Source organism: Streptomyces sp. NPDC059906 (assembly GCF_042730645.1).
Taxonomy (GTDB): domain Bacteria; phylum Actinomycetota; class Actinomycetes; order Streptomycetales; family Streptomycetaceae; genus Streptomyces; species Streptomyces rubrogriseus.
In genome coordinates this window covers 181,116-196,549 of sequence record NZ_JBHWKU010000001.1, presented here as the reverse complement: position 1 = coordinate 196,549, position 15,434 = coordinate 181,116, and the positions used below count along the sequence as shown (strand labels likewise).

At 71.0% G+C, this 15,434-nt stretch carries 18 protein-coding genes; 7 read left to right on the top strand and 11 right to left on the bottom strand.

What is annotated here, in order from left to right; translation table 11 throughout:
- Positions 1 to 22 precede the first annotated feature (22 nt).
- The gene (locus tag ACFV9J_RS00965; RefSeq protein WP_385347934.1) at positions 23 to 361 is read left to right on the top strand and encodes a hypothetical protein; all 339 of its coding nucleotides are present in this window, start codon (positions 23 to 25) and stop codon (positions 359 to 361) included.
- Between the two features lie 93 nt (positions 362 to 454).
- Positions 455 to 811, top strand: coding sequence for a hypothetical protein (locus ACFV9J_RS00960; protein ID WP_385347931.1), 357 nt, complete (start codon positions 455 to 457; stop codon positions 809 to 811).
- A gap of 16 nt (positions 812 to 827) precedes the next feature.
- Here ACFV9J_RS00960 and ACFV9J_RS00955 read toward each other — a convergent pair whose 3' ends face one another.
- The 9 genes from ACFV9J_RS00955 to ACFV9J_RS00915 form a co-directional block, all read right to left on the bottom strand.
- Positions 828 to 1,289 (bottom strand): TadE/TadG family type IV pilus assembly protein, encoded by a 462-nt coding sequence (locus ACFV9J_RS00955; protein ID WP_385347929.1) that lies wholly within the window; start codon positions 1,287 to 1,289, stop codon positions 828 to 830.
- Positions 1,286 to 1,720: a TadE/TadG family type IV pilus assembly protein gene (locus ACFV9J_RS00950; RefSeq protein ID WP_385347926.1), complete on the bottom strand. Its 435-nt coding sequence runs from the start codon at positions 1,718 to 1,720 to the stop codon at positions 1,286 to 1,288. Before ACFV9J_RS00950 ends, ACFV9J_RS00955 begins: the two co-directional genes overlap by 4 nt.
- Positions 1,721 to 2,197, bottom strand: a complete 477-nt coding sequence (locus ACFV9J_RS00945) for a TadE family protein (protein WP_385348849.1) — start codon at positions 2,195 to 2,197, stop codon at positions 1,721 to 1,723. It abuts the gene before it with no gap.
- Positions 2,198 to 2,276: 79 nt separating this feature from the next.
- Positions 2,277 to 2,537 carry a hypothetical protein gene (locus ACFV9J_RS00940; protein ID WP_030145342.1) on the bottom strand — a complete coding sequence of 87 codons (261 nt, stop codon included), beginning with the start codon at positions 2,535 to 2,537 and terminating at the stop codon, positions 2,277 to 2,279.
- Between the two features lie 98 nt (positions 2,538 to 2,635).
- Positions 2,636 to 3,556, bottom strand: a complete 921-nt coding sequence (locus ACFV9J_RS00935; protein WP_385347921.1) for a type II secretion system F family protein — start codon at positions 3,554 to 3,556, stop codon at positions 2,636 to 2,638.
- On the bottom strand, positions 3,553 to 4,554 hold the full coding sequence (locus ACFV9J_RS00930) for a type II secretion system F family protein (RefSeq protein ID WP_385348846.1): 1,002 nt from the start codon (positions 4,552 to 4,554) through the stop codon (positions 3,553 to 3,555). The genes ACFV9J_RS00935 and ACFV9J_RS00930 overlap by 4 nt, the downstream gene beginning before the upstream one ends.
- A 77-nt stretch (positions 4,555 to 4,631) precedes the next feature.
- Positions 4,632 to 5,939 carry a CpaF family protein gene (locus ACFV9J_RS00925; RefSeq protein ID WP_164279012.1) on the bottom strand — a complete coding sequence of 436 codons (1,308 nt, stop codon included), beginning with the start codon at positions 5,937 to 5,939 and terminating at the stop codon, positions 4,632 to 4,634.
- Positions 5,936 to 6,853: a hypothetical protein gene (locus ACFV9J_RS00920; RefSeq protein WP_385347918.1), complete on the bottom strand. Its 918-nt coding sequence runs from the start codon at positions 6,851 to 6,853 to the stop codon at positions 5,936 to 5,938. The genes ACFV9J_RS00925 and ACFV9J_RS00920 overlap by 4 nt, the downstream gene beginning before the upstream one ends.
- A 22-nt stretch (positions 6,854 to 6,875) precedes the next feature.
- Positions 6,876 to 7,595 (bottom strand): hypothetical protein, encoded by a 720-nt coding sequence (locus ACFV9J_RS00915; RefSeq protein ID WP_385347915.1) that lies wholly within the window; start codon positions 7,593 to 7,595, stop codon positions 6,876 to 6,878.
- A 502-nt stretch (positions 7,596 to 8,097) separates the two neighbouring features.
- Between ACFV9J_RS00915 and ACFV9J_RS00910 the strand changes: the two genes are divergently transcribed.
- From ACFV9J_RS00910 to ACFV9J_RS00895, 4 genes are all read left to right on the top strand, one after another.
- Positions 8,098 to 9,009: a hypothetical protein gene (locus ACFV9J_RS00910; RefSeq protein ID WP_385347912.1), complete on the top strand. Its 912-nt coding sequence runs from the start codon at positions 8,098 to 8,100 to the stop codon at positions 9,007 to 9,009.
- 69 nt (positions 9,010 to 9,078) lie between these two features.
- Positions 9,079 to 9,834, top strand: coding sequence for a hypothetical protein (locus tag ACFV9J_RS00905; RefSeq protein WP_385347909.1), 756 nt, complete (start codon positions 9,079 to 9,081; stop codon positions 9,832 to 9,834).
- An 83-nt stretch (positions 9,835 to 9,917) separates the two neighbouring features.
- Positions 9,918 to 12,077, top strand: coding sequence for a hypothetical protein (locus tag ACFV9J_RS00900; protein ID WP_385347906.1), 2,160 nt, complete (start codon positions 9,918 to 9,920; stop codon positions 12,075 to 12,077).
- A gap of 74 nt (positions 12,078 to 12,151) precedes the next feature.
- Entirely contained in the window at positions 12,152 to 12,457 is a 306-nt protein-coding gene (locus ACFV9J_RS00895) for a hypothetical protein (protein WP_385347903.1), read from the top strand.
- A gap of 34 nt (positions 12,458 to 12,491) precedes the next feature.
- Here the strand turns inward: ACFV9J_RS00895 and ACFV9J_RS00890 are convergent, their stop codons facing one another.
- Both ACFV9J_RS00890 and ACFV9J_RS00885 read right to left on the bottom strand, forming a co-directional pair.
- Complete coding sequence (locus ACFV9J_RS00890; protein ID WP_385347900.1) at positions 12,492 to 13,238, bottom strand: hypothetical protein; 747 nt, start codon at positions 13,236 to 13,238, stop codon at positions 12,492 to 12,494.
- Positions 13,235 to 14,530 carry a putative T7SS-secreted protein gene (locus tag ACFV9J_RS00885; RefSeq protein WP_385347897.1) on the bottom strand — a complete coding sequence of 432 codons (1,296 nt, stop codon included), beginning with the start codon at positions 14,528 to 14,530 and terminating at the stop codon, positions 13,235 to 13,237. The genes ACFV9J_RS00890 and ACFV9J_RS00885 overlap by 4 nt, the downstream gene beginning before the upstream one ends.
- A 267-nt stretch (positions 14,531 to 14,797) precedes the next feature.
- Here ACFV9J_RS00885 and ACFV9J_RS00880 point away from each other — a divergent pair, with 267 nt between their 5' ends.
- Positions 14,798 to 15,379 carry a hypothetical protein gene (locus ACFV9J_RS00880; protein ID WP_385347895.1) on the top strand — a complete coding sequence of 194 codons (582 nt, stop codon included), beginning with the start codon at positions 14,798 to 14,800 and terminating at the stop codon, positions 15,377 to 15,379.
- Positions 15,380 to 15,434: the final 55 nt, after the last annotated feature.

Genomic DNA, 15,434 nt, shown 5'->3' with positions numbered 1-15,434 from the left:
CCCGCAGAGAGGACTTCGGGCCATGGGCAAGAGCGATCTCGCGCTGCCGTTGACCGAGCTGGAGGACTACGGGCGCCGGCTGCGGTCGCTCAAGACGCGGCTGAACCACACGAAGAAGCTCTTCGAGTCCTACAAGGACGACATCGGCGACGGCGGCGTCAACGACGCCCTCGGCGACTTCGAGTCCAACTGGGAGGACGGCCGCGAGGACATCACCCAGCAGCTCGACGCCCTCGCCGGCATGTCGGACGCCGTGGTCCGCGAGTTCAAGAAGCTGGACGACGATCTCACCAAGAAGGTCAACGGCGCCGTGAAGACGCAGGACAAGCGGGGCAGCGGGAAGGGCGCGAAGGACAAGTAAGGGCGAGGGACCCGGAGTTGACCTTCGTACGGAGAGCGTCGCCAGGCCCCTCTCCCCTACGATGGCGCTCACGTCTCGGTTCGGAGGGAAGTCGTGGGCCATCAGGAACGGCGGGTCGAACTGATCGCCAAACGGGCTGCGCCTCATCTGGAACCCGGTGAGCAGATCCAGACGGGATTCATCGCGCAGAGCGGTTCGACGGTCTTCACCACTCGGGTGTGGACGTTCGTGGCCACCGACCGCGCGGTCCTCGTCATCGGCCGCGGCGGGGTACAACGCCTCCCCCGCAACACCAGTTTCGGCGAGCCGACCGGCATGTATCACAAGATCGAGCTGGATCGCACGTACAAGGTGCACCGGCAGTACTTTCCGGAGATCAGCACCGCGGACCGGGCGCTGCGCAAGATGCAGACCGGCGGCATCTCGCCGGAGGACGAGCAGCAGGGCTGAGCACGCCGGCGGACGCTCACCCCACCTCGTTCTCCGCCACCGCCTCGCCGTGGACCACCACGTCGCCGCCGTAGAACATGCCGGTGAACACCGGGGAGTAGGTGAGCTGGACCTCGACCTGCACCTGGGCCGCGTCGGCCGTGACGCAGTGGGTCGCGGCGATGTCCGCGCCGGTCATGTCCATCTCGGCGGCGAATGCCTTGACGCGGGCGTTGCAGTTCTCGTAGTTGATGGGGGCGGGGCCGCCCACGTCGTCGTAGAGGGCCTCGCGGTCGATGTCCTGGGCGGCGTAGCGGGCGGCCTGTTCGGCGATGTCCGCGGCGCGTTCGCGCTTGGAGATGGACATGCCGCCGTCGATGACGAAGGCCGACAGGGACAGGAAGACCAGGGCGAAGATGATGACCGCGCCGGCGCCCGAGCCGCGGTCGTCCAGCCGGGTGCGCCGGTTCGCGAGCCAGTCGCGTACCTGGGTTCTCACGCCGTCCTCCGGTAGGGGTCCAGCGGGGAGCTGAAGGTCGCCGACAGGGTCGTGGGGATGTTCAGGCCGATCGCGTCCAGGCCGCGCACCTCGCAGCTCACCTCGACCGTGAAGAGGGTGTCCGGTTCGAAGCCCGCGCTCTTCTGGACGACCGAGACCGGGCCGGAGCACACGTCCGCGAGGTTGGCCTCGGCGGCCTTCTTCGCCTCCGCCATCGCCGTACCGTGGTCCTTCTGGATCGAGCCCGCGCGGGCCGCGTCCCTGGCGGCGCCGTCGAGTGCGCCGCGGCCGTCGACGAGCTGGCCGAAGGCCACCAGGACCAGGATGAAGAGGATCATCACGGGGGCCAGGATGACCACCTCGATGGTGGACAGCCCCCGGTCGTCCACCTTCCCCTGCGGCCGACGGTCCGTGAGGCGGGAGCGGTTCATCTAGGTGTCCCCCTCCTGCACGAAGCGCTCGACCGGGCCGGCCGACTGGGCGTGCACCGTCAGGTCCAGGCCCGGGAAGACCGTGGGGATGCGGGCCGTGATCTCCACTCCGACCGTGTTCTGCTCCGGCTGGAGCATCTTCACGTCCGGGGACAGGACCAGTTGCGGGCCGAGTTGGCGGATGTAGCTGTCGACCACGTCCCGGGCCTCGCCCCGCCACGCGCCGGGCCGGGCGTCGGCCGTCGCACGGGCCTTGCGCGCGCCCGCCTGGGCCGCGGCCTGCGCCACGTGGTCGGCGAAGAAGTACAGACCGAACTGCACCGTCGCGAAGATCATGAAGAACAGGACCGGAGTGAGCAGCACGAACTCGATCGCGGTCATGCCGGAGTCGTCGCCGCGGGTGGTCGCGGCCTCCCGCGCGGCGTCCACCCTGCGGCGCACCCGTCTGCGCACGCCCCCGAGCGCGTCCTTGAGCACGCCGTGCACCGCGCCCGGCGTCCTCGTCCCCGTCCGTCCCGTCACGTCATCCCCGTCAGTGCCCTGCGCCGGCGGCCGGTCAGCAGGTCTTGCCCGCGTCCGCGCCCTTGATGCAGTCGCCGACCTTGTTGGCGCCGTCGCTGAGCGCGGCGTTGATGATGGCGGCCACCACGCCGACGATCGCGACGACGACCGCGGAGATGATGACCCACTCGACCGCGGAGGCGCCGCGGTCCAGTTCACCGGAGCGGGCGCGGTCCACGCGGGCCCGCAGGAAGGTGATCAGGAAGTCGACGGGCACGATGCCCGTGGTGCCGGTGCGGAGGTTCCGTCCGTTCATGGTGGGTTGTGTCCTCTCGTGTCAGTTCTGGGAGCGAAGCGGCTCGGAGCTGCTGGATCGTGGCTGCGGCGGGTGCGGCGGGTGCGCCGGAAACTGCGTCACACCTGGAACACCCGCATCGCCGCCGGGTAGATCAGGAACACCAGGAACCCGGCGCACAGCAGGAGCTGGGCCACGAGCATCGACTGGGACTTCTCGCCCGCGCTGCCCTCGATCTCCGAGAGTTCGCGGTGCCGCATGGTCTCGGCGCGGGAGGCGAGGGACTCGCGTACCTTGGCGCCGTCGTCCGCCACCAGGGCGAGGGAGGCGGAGAGGTCCTTGAGTTCCTCGACGCCCAGGTCCTCGCCGAGCTGCCCCAGCGCCTGCCACTGGCTGATGCCCGTGATGCGCGCGTCCGCCAGCGCGTTGCGGATGCGGTGGGTGGCCCAGCCGTCCGACACCTCCGCCGCCGCCATCAGCGCCTCCGGCAGACCGCGGCCGCCGGCCAGGCTCATGGAGACCAGGTCCAGGTACGCCCCGATCACGCGCCGCAGGTCACGGCGCTTGTCGGCGGCGTCCCTGCGTACCTCCAGGTCGGGGAGGAAGAAGAAGAGCGCCGCGCAGAGCAGCGCCAGCCAGACCGGGATGATCGGGCTGCTGCCGAAGCCCAGCTGCCAGACGATCGCGAACAGGAACGGGCCGAAGAACAGGCCGCCCACCGCCAGCAGCGCCTTCGTCGCCAGGAACTTCTCCCAGCTGCGGTCGAGCACCGCCAGGTCCGCGCGCAGCGAGCGCTGCTCCCAGCCCTGCTGGAGGTACAGCTCGGCGACCCGGGCGCCGACCTGGGCCCGCAGCGAACCGAGACGGCCGGTGTCCTGCGCCGCGCGGGACGACTCGTACGCCGCCCCGCGCGCCCGCATCGCGTCGATGCGGGCGACCTGCTGGATCGGGCTGCGTCTGCTCGGCATCAGAGCGCGGACCAGGGCGTAGACGCCCAGGCCGGTGACGGCGCCGACCAGGACCGGCATGGTCAGGTTCATCGTCGTACCCCCTCGTCCCCAGACGCAGGCGACGGCTGGGACGGTTGCGGCAGGCGCTGTACGGGTTGACCGGGCTGACCGGGGTGACCCGGCTGACCCGGTGTGCGGGGGCGCACGAACTGGACGTCGGCGCCGTCCCGGACCAGGAAGCGCTCCGGCGTCTCGATGGTCGACAGCTTGCGCAGCCACCAGAAGCCGAGCGCGAACAGCCCGCACACGCAGGCCAGGACGAGCTGGCCGACGGGTGAGCCGTACGGCTCGACGAAGTCCCGGTTGAAGATGGACAGGCCGAGGACGAAGAGGACCGAGACCGCGACCACGATCTGCACCGACCGGCGGGTCGACGCGCGCTGCGCCATCACGCGCTGGCGCATGTCGACCTCCTCGCGCGCGGACTTGGCGAGCGCGCCGAGGACCTGCCGCAGACCCGGGCCGCGCAGCCGTGCGTTGAGGATGAGGGCCGCGACGATGATGTCGGCGGACGCGTCGTCGATCTCGTCGGCGAGGTGCTGGAGCGCCTCGGGCAGCGGGGTGCGCGAGCGCAGTCGGTCGACCAGGGCGTCCAGGTGGGGGCGGAGTACGGGCGCGGCGGCTCGGGCGGAGGCCGGGATGGCCTGCTCCAGGCCGACCGCGCCCGCGATGGTGTCCCGCAGCGACTCCGTCCATGAGGCGAGGGCCTCCACCCGCTTCATGGCGGCGCGTTCCTCGGCGGCGCCGCCGAAGAGGCGGTCCCAGAAGAAGACCAGGACGCCGGCCGCGATGCCGAGCACCGCCCAGCGGGTCAGGAGCAGGACGACGAGTCCGGCCAGGGCCGCGGCGGAACCTCGCCGGCCCGCCCACCGGATCAGCTCGTTGACGCGCTCGCTGGCCTGCCGCTTCTCGTGCTCGGGCTTGGCGGGCAGTCCGCGTACGGCGACGAGGAAGAGGGCCAGGCCGCCGCCGACGGCGACACCGCAGCCGAGCGCGTACAGGACCGTGGTGGAGAACAGTCCGCCCATGGAGCCGAGCGAGTCCAGTGCCGCGAGTGTGGTGGTCGTGTGCGTGGTCGTGTGCGTGGTCGTCTGCATCCTCCCCGTCACCCCCACGTTCCGTTGGGCCGGTAGCCGTAGGCGATGAGTTCCTCCAGGCAGGCGATGGGCGCGTGCGGGACGACCTGGCCGTCGGGCGTCTCGGCGAACACCTCGCTGGACAGCACCCGGCCGTCGACGCCGTTGACCTCGCGGACCGAGGTGACCATGCGCTGCAGCCGGCCGCCGCTCTGGAAGTCGTTGCGCCGCTGGACGAAGACGACGAAGTTGACGGCGCCGGCCACCAGCATCTGGCTGGCCTCGATCGGCAGCCGCTCGGTCGCCTGGAGGGCGTACGTGGAGATGCGGTTGAAGACCTCGTGCGAGCTGTTGGCGTGGATCGTGGAGAGCGAGCCGTCGTTGCCCTGCGACATCGCGTTCAGCATGGTGACGATCTCGTCGCCGAGCACCTCACCGACGATGACGCGGGAGGGGTTCATGCGCAGGGAACGGCGGACCAGTTCCGCCATGGTGATGGCGCCCTGGCCCTCGGAGTTGGGCAGCCGCTCCTCGAACGCCACGACGTTGGGGTGGAGTTCGGGGAAGGTGTCCAGGCCCAGCTCCAGCGCGCGTTCCACGGTGATCAGCCGCTCGTGCGGCGGGATCTCGTTGGCGAGGGCGCGCAGCAGTGTCGTCTTTCCGGCGTTGGTGGCGCCCGCGATCATGATGTTCTTGCGGGCCCGGACCGCGCAGGCCAGGAAGTGGCCCAGCTCGGGGGTGAGGGTGCCGTTGCCGACCAGGTCGGAGATGAAGACCTTGCCCAGGCGGGCGCGGCGGATGGAGAGCGCCGGGCGCCGGGCGACGTCCATGACCGCCGACAGACGCGAACCGTCCGGGAGCCTCAGGTCCAGCTGCGGGTTGGCGGAGTCGAAGGGACGGGAGGACAGGCCCGAGTAGGCGCCGAGGATCTGGATCAGCTCGATGAGTTCCTCGTCGGTCTCGGCGACGGCCTCGCCGCGCGTCTCGCGCCCGTCGGAGTAGCCGACGAAGACGTGGTCGCAGCCGTTGATGTCGATGTTCTCGACCTCGGGGTCGTCGAGGAGCGGCTGGAGCCGGCCGACGCCGAAGAGCGCGGCGTGCACGGCGGCCGCGTACGCCTCCTCCGTCTCCGCGTCCAGCGGCGTACGCCCGCCGTTGATCTCGGCGCGGGCGTACTCCTCCAGTATCTGCGCGATGACGGCGCGCGCGTAGTGCCGTTCGTCCTCGGTGGACATCGGCGTGACGCCGCTGACCTGGTCCTGGCGGCGCTGCTCGGAGATGCGGTCGCCGGCGTCCTGCCGGAACCGCTTGACCAACGAGTGGTCGACAGCGGTCATCGGCCGGCCCCCGCGTGGCCGGACATGCCGGGACCGGCGGGACCGGCGGGACCCGTCGGACCAGCAGCTCCGGGGCCGGGACCGGGGTGACCGCCCGGGCCGGTGGTGGGCATCGACCAGGCGGCGCCGAACTGCTGGTACAGGTCCGAGGTGACCTTGCGGGCCGAGCGGATGAGCAGCGACTTCTCCAGCCGCCCGCGCCTGCGTCCGGCCAACTGGTCGGCGCCGGCCGGGTCGTCGGCGATGGTGCCGACCACGCGGGCGCCGGTCTGGGCGTGCACCAGCATGTCGTTGACCTGGCCGGAGAGCTTGGCCGCGTCGTTCGTGTCGGCGACGAGGACGACGCCGACCAACGGCAGGCCGAGGCCGGCGGCGCCCCGCGATCCGCCGTGCAGCTTGTTGGACAGCGCGGCGGCACGGTCCCGGACCCGGGCGATGGCCTCCGGCTCGGTGCGGGAGAGGAGGAGGACGAGCGAGGCGTGCGGGAACAGCTCGGTCGCCGGGGAGTCCCCGCTGATCCGGCCGCAGTCGGCGATGACGTCGGCGGGGGCGTTCGGGGAGTCGGCGAGGGAGGCGAAGGCCCGGCCCAGGGTGGGCCACAGGCCCGCGAGCCCGGCGGCCTGCTCGGAGATGCCGAGCCCGACGAGGACTTCGAGGCCGCCGCTGAGCGGCTGTACGTGGTCCCAGAGCTGGTCGGGCACGAGCCCTCGACGGGCGGTCGCGGCGATCGACAGCATGCCGGTGTTCGGGTTCAGCGGACCGCCGTGCGCGGCGGCCGACCGGTACACCAGGTCGCCGCCCGCCGGGTCGGTCTCGGCGAGCAGGACACGGCGCGGCCAGACCGCCGCGAGGGCGACGGCCGCGGTGGTGACGCCGGGGGAACCCTTGTCGGCGGCGAGGGCGATGAGGGCCATGGCTTCTTCGGTCGCCTTCTGGCTAGTTGCCGGGAATCAGAACGACGGCGACCTCGCCCGCGGACGCGGCCTGCGCCAGCGCCGCGGCGTCGGCGGCGTCGACGGTCAGCGTGACGGGCAGGTTGGTGCTGGTGATGCTGTCGCCCGAGGCACCGGAGGCGTCCTCGACCACCGCGCGCTCGACCAGCAGCGAGCTGTCGGCACCGGCGGACCCGGAGGAGCCTTCCTGGTCCCCGCCGCCGGTGGACTTGTTGCCGACGCGGTAGACGGCGACGTTGTCGCCCGCTTTCAGGCCCTTCGGGTACTGGCCCTCCTTGAGGGCGACGCCGACCGTGACCTTGCCCTCCTCCATGCCGGACTTCTTGGCGAACATCTGGCCCACGACGACGGTGCCTTCGTAGATCGTGGACTTGGCCTCGAGCTTCATCAGGCCCTCGCGCTGCTCCCAGGGCACGAAGTCGGCCCCGGAGTCGTCGTTCACCATGACGACCTTGATGTTGTCGTCGGTGATGGACTCACCGGGCTTGATGTCCGCCGTCACCTGGATCGCCTCGATCCGGTCGCCGACCTGCAGCACCAGCATCGTCGCGCCGAGCGCGCCCAGCAGGATCAGCAGCACCGCCAGCGCGGCCAGCGCCGGTTTGCGCTCGCGAGGAGGGCTGGGAAGCCGGTCACCGACCGACGGCTGAGCCGGAGCCGCGGAACGTCCCGCGCCCGCCCCCGTACGCTCCTGGATCCTCACGCAACCGCTCCCCGTACGACCAAGAAAGTTGTCTGCCACGTACTCACTCGGGCGCCGATCGCCCAAGTCCGCAGAATCATCTGCAATTTCGGACACTTCACCCGTGCCCGCCCGACCGTCGGCGTCCCGGGGCACCCCCTGACGCACCCGCCCGACCTGGGCGAATAACCAGCAGTCAGGCGAGTGTCAAGCCATCGCACCGTATCAGCCGCACATAAGCCCCTCAAGGCATGCCCACCCACTACCCAGCACCCCCGCACGCCGTTACTCATCTGCAACTTCGCACCGGTGGAGCCCCTTTGAGCACGGCCCGCCGAGCAGTCCCTCTCACTGTGCTCGCGCGAATCCACAACGACCAGCCCCGGACACCGTCCGCATGCCGTTCGTCACGCAGCGTCCATCGGTCCTGCACGATTCACTCACGAGGGACCCAACGGCCCGTGCCATGATCTTCGCCCGGACCAGTGACGGGGTGCGTACACAGAGGGAGCGGGGGACAGAAATGGGGCTACTTCCGGTGAGCGGGGCGGCGTTGAGAGCCGACGCCCGGGTACGGGAGGCCGTGCGGGACATCGGCGCCCGGTACGGCGTCGACTACACCGACGACGCGGCCGTGACGGCGCTGCTGACCGAGCGCCGCGGGTCCCTGGAGTCGGAACAACGCCGACCGGCGGCCTATCTGGGGCTGCTGACGCTGATGGCGGGCATGTTCCTGCCGTTCGGGATCCCGCTGTCCCCGGCGCTGGACGCCCACCTGTTCGCCGTACTGGGTGCCGCCGGCGGCCTGACAGTCGTCGGCGTGGCCCTGCTCGTACACGCGCGGACCCAATGGAAGCACGCACTGCGCAACGGCCCCTTGGCCGGCTACCGCGAGGTCCTCGGCGCCGCCCGCGCCCACGGCATCCCGCTCGCGCACATACCGCCGTGGCTGGAGGGCCGGACGGCCGGCGGAGGCGGCAGGGGCGCGGCCCCGATCCCGACGTATCCGCCGGTGGAACCGGTACCGGAGGCCCACACGGAGACGGCCACGGCACCCTCGGCCACTGGGCCCGCACCCGCCCCTGTCGCCGTCCCCGTCCCCGTCCCGCCGAAGCCCTCGGCCGTCTCGTACTACGAGCACACGGCGGACGCGGGCGGCTGGCACGACGAGGTGGGCTGCCTCCTGGTCCTCGCCGGCGGGGGCGGCGTGACCTGGGCCGTCACCGTGGGCACCGGGGTCGGATTCGCGGCCCTGCTCCTCGTACCCGTGGCCATCTGGGTCTGGCTGGCGGGCCGCCGCCGGGGCCGCGAGAAGGAGGAGCTGCGCGAGGAGGCCCTGAAGTACGTCAAGGAGCTGGAGGCCGCGCAGGCAGCGGGCGCACGCGTTCCGGAGCTCTCCCCGCAGCTGCGCGCCCTGCTCGACGGCCACCACTGACCCGCCCCCTCTCCCCCTCACCCCCCTCACCCCCCTCACCCCCCTCACCTACGGAGCAACGGAGTACCCGTGAACCGCCCCACGTCCACAGCCCTCGCCGCCCTGTCCCTGCTGTCCGTCACCGCGCTCACCGCGTGCGGAGGCAGCTCGGAGCCGGACCCGGCGACCGACAAGCCAGAGGCAGGCGCGTCGACGTCCGCCTCCACGGCCGAGGCGCCCTCCCCCGCCGAGCACCTGGCCGCGACGATCGTCACGAAGGCCGACACCGACGGCTTCGAGGTGGAGGAACCGGACGCCGAGTACGCCTTCGCCAAGTCGACGGACGAGGTGACGGTCGACGAACCCGTCTGCGCACCCCTCGCGTACGCCATGAACCAACTGCCCCTCGGCACCCCCGAGGCCGACCTGACCCGCCTCACCTCGGGGCCGACGGACGCACCGACGAAGCTGACGAAGGGCATCACCTTCACCTACGTCACCCTGGCGTCCTACGCCCCGGGGAAGGCGCAGTCCGCCTTCGCCGCCGCGCGCAAGGCCGTGGACGCCTGCGGGGGCGGCTTCACGGCCAAGGCGAACGGCAACGAGAGCCCGTACGACTCCGTCACGGCGGAGAAGGTCACCCCGGCCGGTGACGAGTCGCTCGGCTTCACGTCCACGATCGCCTTCCGCGGTGTCCCGCACATCCTGCACGGCGAGGTCGTCCGCAGCGGCGACGTCCTCGCCGTCTACTTCTCGGTCGACGGCATGGCGATCGCCAACGGCAGGCCCAGCGACGCGAAGCTGTCGCCGACGGTGGTGAAGGCGCAGAACGGGAAGCTCGGCTGAATAAGGGCGGTTTCGCAGCAGCGAAGCCGTCAGTAGAGTGCCGCGAGCGAAAGATCCACGACCGGGAGACGGGGGCACGGGGAATGCGAGGGGTGACCACACTCACGACGGCTGGGCGACCGCCGACCCACCACACCGCAAGCGGTGCCTTCCGCCTGCTGCTCACCCTGTGCGGTCTCACCGCCCTGCTCCTCGCCTCCGCGCCCCTGGCGGCCGCCCCGGCCCGCGCCGCCGACGCGCCGGCGGCCGACCGGCCGCCCACCCAGGCCGCCTACCTGGCCGACCGCCTCCGCGAGAACCCGGTCCACGTCACCGACCAGCTCCCCCGCGAGGTCCCGCGCTCCATGGCGCCCGACTTCGCCCGGCTCGCCGAGCGCACCGGCGTACCGACGTACGTGCTCGTGCTGCCGGGCCAGGGCGGCTCCGGCGAGGATCTGCTGGGCGCGGTGCACGACCGGCTCGGGCGCGACGGGCTCTTCGTGCTCGTCGACGAATCGGAAGTGAGGCAGGCGGCGGCATACGGTGTACGCGCCCCCGCGGAGGCCGCCCGGACGACCGCCGCCTTCGAGCTCCCCTACGACGCGGGCCCGCTGCGCAGCTTCGGACGTTTCGTGGACGTCGTGGCGCAGGGCTCCGAGAGGGCAAAGGCGCGGGCGGACGCGGCCCACGAGAGGTTCCGGGACGGCCACGAGCCCGAGCGGATGTACATCGGCCCGTCCGACCGCCAGAACCAGTCCTTCGTCACGGGCATCGCGCTCACCGGCGTACCGCTGTCGATCCTGCTCCTGGCGTGGTGCGTGCGGTGGTCGCGGCGTCGTTTCCCGCGGGCAACCCCGCCCCGCCCCAAGACGGACCGGCCGAAGTGGCGGCGGCGTCTGCTCGTCCCGGGCCTCGCCCTGGCCACCGCGGCCGCGATCGCCGTCACCGCTCCGCTCGTCTTCGACCAGACGAAACGCGGTCCCGCTCCCCTGCCCACCAGCGGCGACATGACAGCCCGCGTCGAGCGGGTCGCGACCGGCCTGGCGCGTGACCCGGTGTACGTCGACCCGGAGAGCCCGCAGGTCCTGGACGCCACTCAACTCTCCCGGCTGCACGACCGCATCGAGCGGTTCGGGCGCTCGGAGGGCGGCGGTCCGGTGTACGTCACCGTCGTACCGCACCTGTCGGAGGACGAGTCCGCGGGGGACGGGGAGCTGTTCGCGGCGACGGTACGGGCGAAACTGAGCAAGGCCGACGGGATCGGCGAGGCAGACGGCGTGTACGTCGTCGCCGACCCGATGACCGGCTACATCGACGTCTTCAACCACGGCCTGCGCCTCCAAAGTCTCCCCCTCAACTTCGACCTCCCCGAGTCCATCGCCCTCGGGGACGACCGGGCTGACGAGGCCGACGACCATCTCCTGGGCGAGCGTCTCGACGCGCTGATGACGTACCTCGACAAGGCACCGCGCACCGAGGACCCGACCACCTTCGGCGACCCCGCGCGCGCTCCCAGCCCCGAGAAGGAGAACAGTCTCCCGCCGCTCTTCGCCACCGACTTCTGGCCGGGCCTGTTCGTCGGCGTCGTCGCGGCAGCGCTGCTGCTCGGCCTGGTGGCGGGCGTCCTGGGGATCGTGGTTGCGGTAATGCGCCGACGCCACCCAGCCCCTTTGCCGGCGGACGCCTTGCCCCTGGTGTCACCCACGGAGCCGTCGGAGGAGTACCTGCGGCGTACGGCACGCACGGAACTCCACGCGGCCCACGAGGCCGTCATCGCCGAGCCGTACGACGCGCGGGCGGGAGGGGAGTCGCTCCGCATCGCCGCGGCGTGGGACCGTTTCGAGGCCGCCATGCTCCTCGTCGACGGCGACGTGGACGAGGAGCCCTCACCGCAAACACCGGGTGCCGACCCGGCGACCCTCCTAGCGGTCATCGTCCTCGCCCGCGCGTCCCGCAACGCCCTCGACGGCGACAGCAACGACCACTGCTGCGGAGTCAACCCGCTCCACGGTCCCTCGGCCGGGCGCCGCCACGTCCGGGTCTCCGCAGAGGGCAACCGCAGGCGCATGCTGTCCCTCTGCCCCCTCTGCCTGGACTCGGCGACCGCCGCCCCGCACGAACTGCGCGAGCGCAAGCTGACCCTGCCGGGCCCGGCCCGCACCCGGGTGCCGTACGACGAACCGGAGGGCAGTCCGCTGTGGGTGCTCGGCGACGGGATCTCACGGCTGGCGTCCGCGGTCCGGGAGTCGTCGCACGTGCACTGAGGTCCAGTCCTTCCATCGCTGGGCCGAGGTACGCTCGGGCAACCGCGCGCATCGGGAGGGAAGGGGAGAGGCAGTTGTCCTTTCTGCGTTTCGCGAGTGACGAAGTCCTCGGGATGGCCGGCACGCTGGAGACCAGCGGCGGCCAGATGAAGTCCGCCTCCAAGGACATGAAGCACGCCGACTCCAAACAGATCGGGCACGGCGGCCTCGAGTCCGCGTGCGACGACTTCGCGGACTCATGGGACTACGGCTTCGGTCAGCTGTCGAAGCTGACCAAGGGCGTCTCCAAATTCGCCAAGAAGTCCTCGGAAGAGTTCACCAAGCTCGATCAGAAGCTGAACGACGAGCTGAAGAAGAAGCAGAACGAGGGTAAGAAGTAGCGCGTACGCCCGCCACCGCCTCGGGCCTCGGGCCTCAATGAGCGCCCTTCTCCACGTCGAAGGTGAAAGTCCGACCGATCTGGGCGAGCCGACCGCAGTACGAGTCGAGCAGGAACACCGACGGCGTGGAGATCGTCACGTAGACGCAGTAGTCGCGCGGCGCCGGGACGATCAGCTGCAGTGAAGCAATCGGCAGGGTCGGTCGTACGGTCTCGTCGTCGCCGACGGCGTCCGCGAGACCGCTCTCGGCGACGAAGCTCGCGGGCAGGGTGAGCAGACGCAACGACGCGGACATCACGGCCGGGCCGGAGGGCAGTTTGACCGCCAGGAGCATGTCCTGTCGCCCTTGCACGCCCTTGCCCAGGTCGAAGTCCAGTTCCTGCAGCTCGTGCTCGCCGGCGAAGAACCCGTGGCGCTTCGCCCGGTAGATGCCTTCAGCCGTCAACAGCCGGTCATGATGCCCGCTCGGCTTCACGGTGACGGCGAGCAGGCCCATGGAGAGTCGCTCCTCGCCCGCGACGTCCTCCGTACCCAGGCACATCGCCGCCAGATCGACCGTGTCCTCCCCGCCCGCGGAGAGCCCGGGGAGCACGGCCCTCATCTGCTCCGTGGCCGAGGCCAACTGCTCGTCGTCGGCATCCGGGACGAGTCGCTTGAGCGCCTTGTCCCAGCCTTCGACGGCTGCGGGGTCGGGCAACCGCACGAATTCGTCGGGCACCGTGTACCGGAACGCGTAGGGGACCTGGCGGGCAGCGGCGGCTTCGATCGGTGTGCGGGTCATGCGGCGGTTCCGAAGTTGCCGGGCTGGAGCCCCTTGGTGAAGCTCTCGCCGGCCGAGGTGAGCGTGGTGGTGCTGTCGAACCGGGGGCCCAGGGGACCGGGCGCCATCGTCTTCGGCTCGTTGTCCGGCGCCTCGTAGTCGACGAAGCCGGCTCCGGGACCCACCACGGGTATGTCGGAGATGTTCCAGTCGCCGTCCAGCCACCGGCCTTCGTTGGTGTTGGAGCCGAACGCGAAACCCGCACCGGTCACCGTGCCGGCGACGTCGAGGGTCTTGCCCGTGGCGACGTGCACCCAGCCCTTGCCCGCCGTGGCGAACCCGCGCATCGAGTTAGCCATACCGCTGGGAATCTTCGCGATGTTGCCCCACCCTCCGGGGCCGATCCTGCCGAGCGTCGCCATGAGCCCCTGCGAGGCACGCAGGGAGCGTCCGGACTGCACCAGCGCCCGTCCCGCCTGGGCGAGCTTGGCCCCACCGAGGGAGGCACCGCCCGCGACCACCCCGAGTGCGTCCCAGGCCAGGGTCTGCCACGTGACACCTTCCGCGCCGCCGGCCATCGCGGCACCGTGGGCGGCCAGCGCGCCGACGCCAACAATGAATCCGATCAGCCCGAGCGCTCCCACACCGGTGCCCAGCATCAGGGCGACCAGGCACACCACGCCGATGACCATGGCGATGTCGGCGAGGATGTCGCCGACGAGCTTCCAGAAGTTGGGGTCGCTGAGGACGTTCCAGGCGTCGGACAGGAAATCGGTGAAACCGTCCACGAGGTCGTCGAACCAGCCCGGCTCCGGCGGGGCGTCGTCCGCGGCCTCCTTGACCGTACGTGCGGTCGTGTCCGCCGCCGTGACGTACTCCGCGTGCAGGGTGTGCGCCCGTCCTCGCACGGCCTCCAACTCACCGTTCGCCGAGTCGTAGGCCGCCTTCTTGCCCTTCTTGTCCTTCTCGTACTCTTCCTTCTCCTTGTCCGTCATCTGGGACGTGTCATCGGGCAGGCCGTCCAGGCTCCCCTTGGCCGTACCGACTTTCCTGGCCGCGGCTGCCGCCTCTTCCTCCAAAGCACGGGCCCGCGACTGGAACCCGTCCAGGCTGGTCTCCCAGTCGGACAGGGCCCGGTGGGCGGAGCCGACCGAGTCGAGGGCCTTCTTGAGGTAGGGCGGGATCTTCTCAACCGACTTCGCGAACGTGTCGGCGGCCTTGCCCGTCCAGATGCCGTCGGAGGCGCCGATCTTGCTGAGCTGCGTGTGCGCCGTACCGCTCTCGCGGCTGACCCTGCCGATCGCGCCCACCATCAGACGCACCGTCTCCAGATCTCCCGGAGCCGGGTCGAATCCCAGATTTGGGTACTTGGACGAACCCACTTCTGCCCCCTGTGTATCCCTGCGTGTCCCTGCGTGTCCCTGCGTATCCCTATGTGTCGAACGCCTCCCGCCGCGGGGAGCCGGCCTGGCCCAGTGATAGGAAGCTATCCGTGGGGCGAGTGGTTGCGCCATCTCGCCGATCACACGGTAACGGCGTCCCGACGTCGCGCTACGACCCGGTCCCAGGAGGTTGGTCCGATGTTCCTGCAGCCCCAGCTCAGAGCACTGCTGCGGGACGGCGCGCAGGGTGTCGAACGGCATGACGCCCGCAACCTGCAGCGGTCGTGGCGGAAGTTCGCCGCCTTCGCCTACGTCGCCGAGCAGTACGGATACCGGTACGACGGGCTGTCCACGCTGTCGCCCAAGGGGAGCCCGAACCCGTACTTCGCCTTCCGCCGACTGCCGGACGCGCCGGAGCGGGCGGCGTGGAGTGCACGGCACTACCCCGCTGCGCCGGAAGCCGGGCCGCTGCCCGGCATGCGCCCCGGGGGGAGCCGCCTGCGGCCACTGCCCGAGGTGCGGCACGAGGTCGATCTCCTGCACGCCCGCATCATGGTCGACTACAGCCGCACCCACCGACGGCGGGGACTGATCGCCCTCCTGGTCCTCATGGCGGCCATGCTCATTCCCCTGTCCCAGACCGGTTTCAGCGCCCCGTCGCTGCTCGTGTGCGGCGCCGTCTGGCTGTTCTTCGCCGCCCTGTGGCTGACGGGCCTCGCCATCGCACGGCGCAGGTACACGAAATACAGTCGCGTACTGCGAGACTCCGGGGTCGACTGACCTCCGAGTCCGTCGAGATAGAGGCGGACGAACACCAGCCGGATGCCTCCGGCGA

Bases quoted from the DNA above. Each gene is read 5' to 3' on its own strand.
- ACFV9J_RS00965 (WP_385347934.1), top strand. From the start codon at position 23: ATGGGCAAGAGCGATCTCGCGCTGCCGTTGACCGAGCTGGAGGACTAC.
- ACFV9J_RS00950 (WP_385347926.1), bottom strand. From the start codon at position 1,720: ATGAACCGCTCCCGCCTCACGGACCGTCGGCCGCAGGGGAAGGTGGAC.
- ACFV9J_RS00940 (WP_030145342.1), bottom strand. From the start codon at position 2,537: ATGAACGGACGGAACCTCCGCACCGGCACCACGGGCATCGTGCCCGTC.
- ACFV9J_RS00935 (WP_385347921.1), bottom strand. From the start codon at position 3,556: ATGAACCTGACCATGCCGGTCCTGGTCGGCGCCGTCACCGGCCTGGGC.
- ACFV9J_RS00930 (WP_385348846.1), bottom strand. From the start codon at position 4,554: ATGGGCGGACTGTTCTCCACCACGGTCCTGTACGCGCTCGGCTGCGGT.
- ACFV9J_RS00925 (WP_164279012.1), bottom strand. From the start codon at position 5,939: ATGACCGCTGTCGACCACTCGTTGGTCAAGCGGTTCCGGCAGGACGCC.
- ACFV9J_RS00920 (WP_385347918.1), bottom strand. From the start codon at position 6,853: ATGGCCCTCATCGCCCTCGCCGCCGACAAGGGTTCCCCCGGCGTCACC.
- ACFV9J_RS00910 (WP_385347912.1), top strand. From the start codon at position 8,098: ATGGGGCTACTTCCGGTGAGCGGGGCGGCGTTGAGAGCCGACGCCCGG.
- ACFV9J_RS00900 (WP_385347906.1), top strand. From the start codon at position 9,918: ATGCGAGGGGTGACCACACTCACGACGGCTGGGCGACCGCCGACCCAC.
- ACFV9J_RS00890 (WP_385347900.1), bottom strand. From the start codon at position 13,238: ATGACCCGCACACCGATCGAAGCCGCCGCTGCCCGCCAGGTCCCCTAC.
- ACFV9J_RS00885 (WP_385347897.1), bottom strand. From the start codon at position 14,530: ATGGTGGGCGCGATCGGCAGGGTCAGCCGCGAGAGCGGTACGGCGCAC.
- ACFV9J_RS00880 (WP_385347895.1), top strand. From the start codon at position 14,798: ATGTTCCTGCAGCCCCAGCTCAGAGCACTGCTGCGGGACGGCGCGCAG.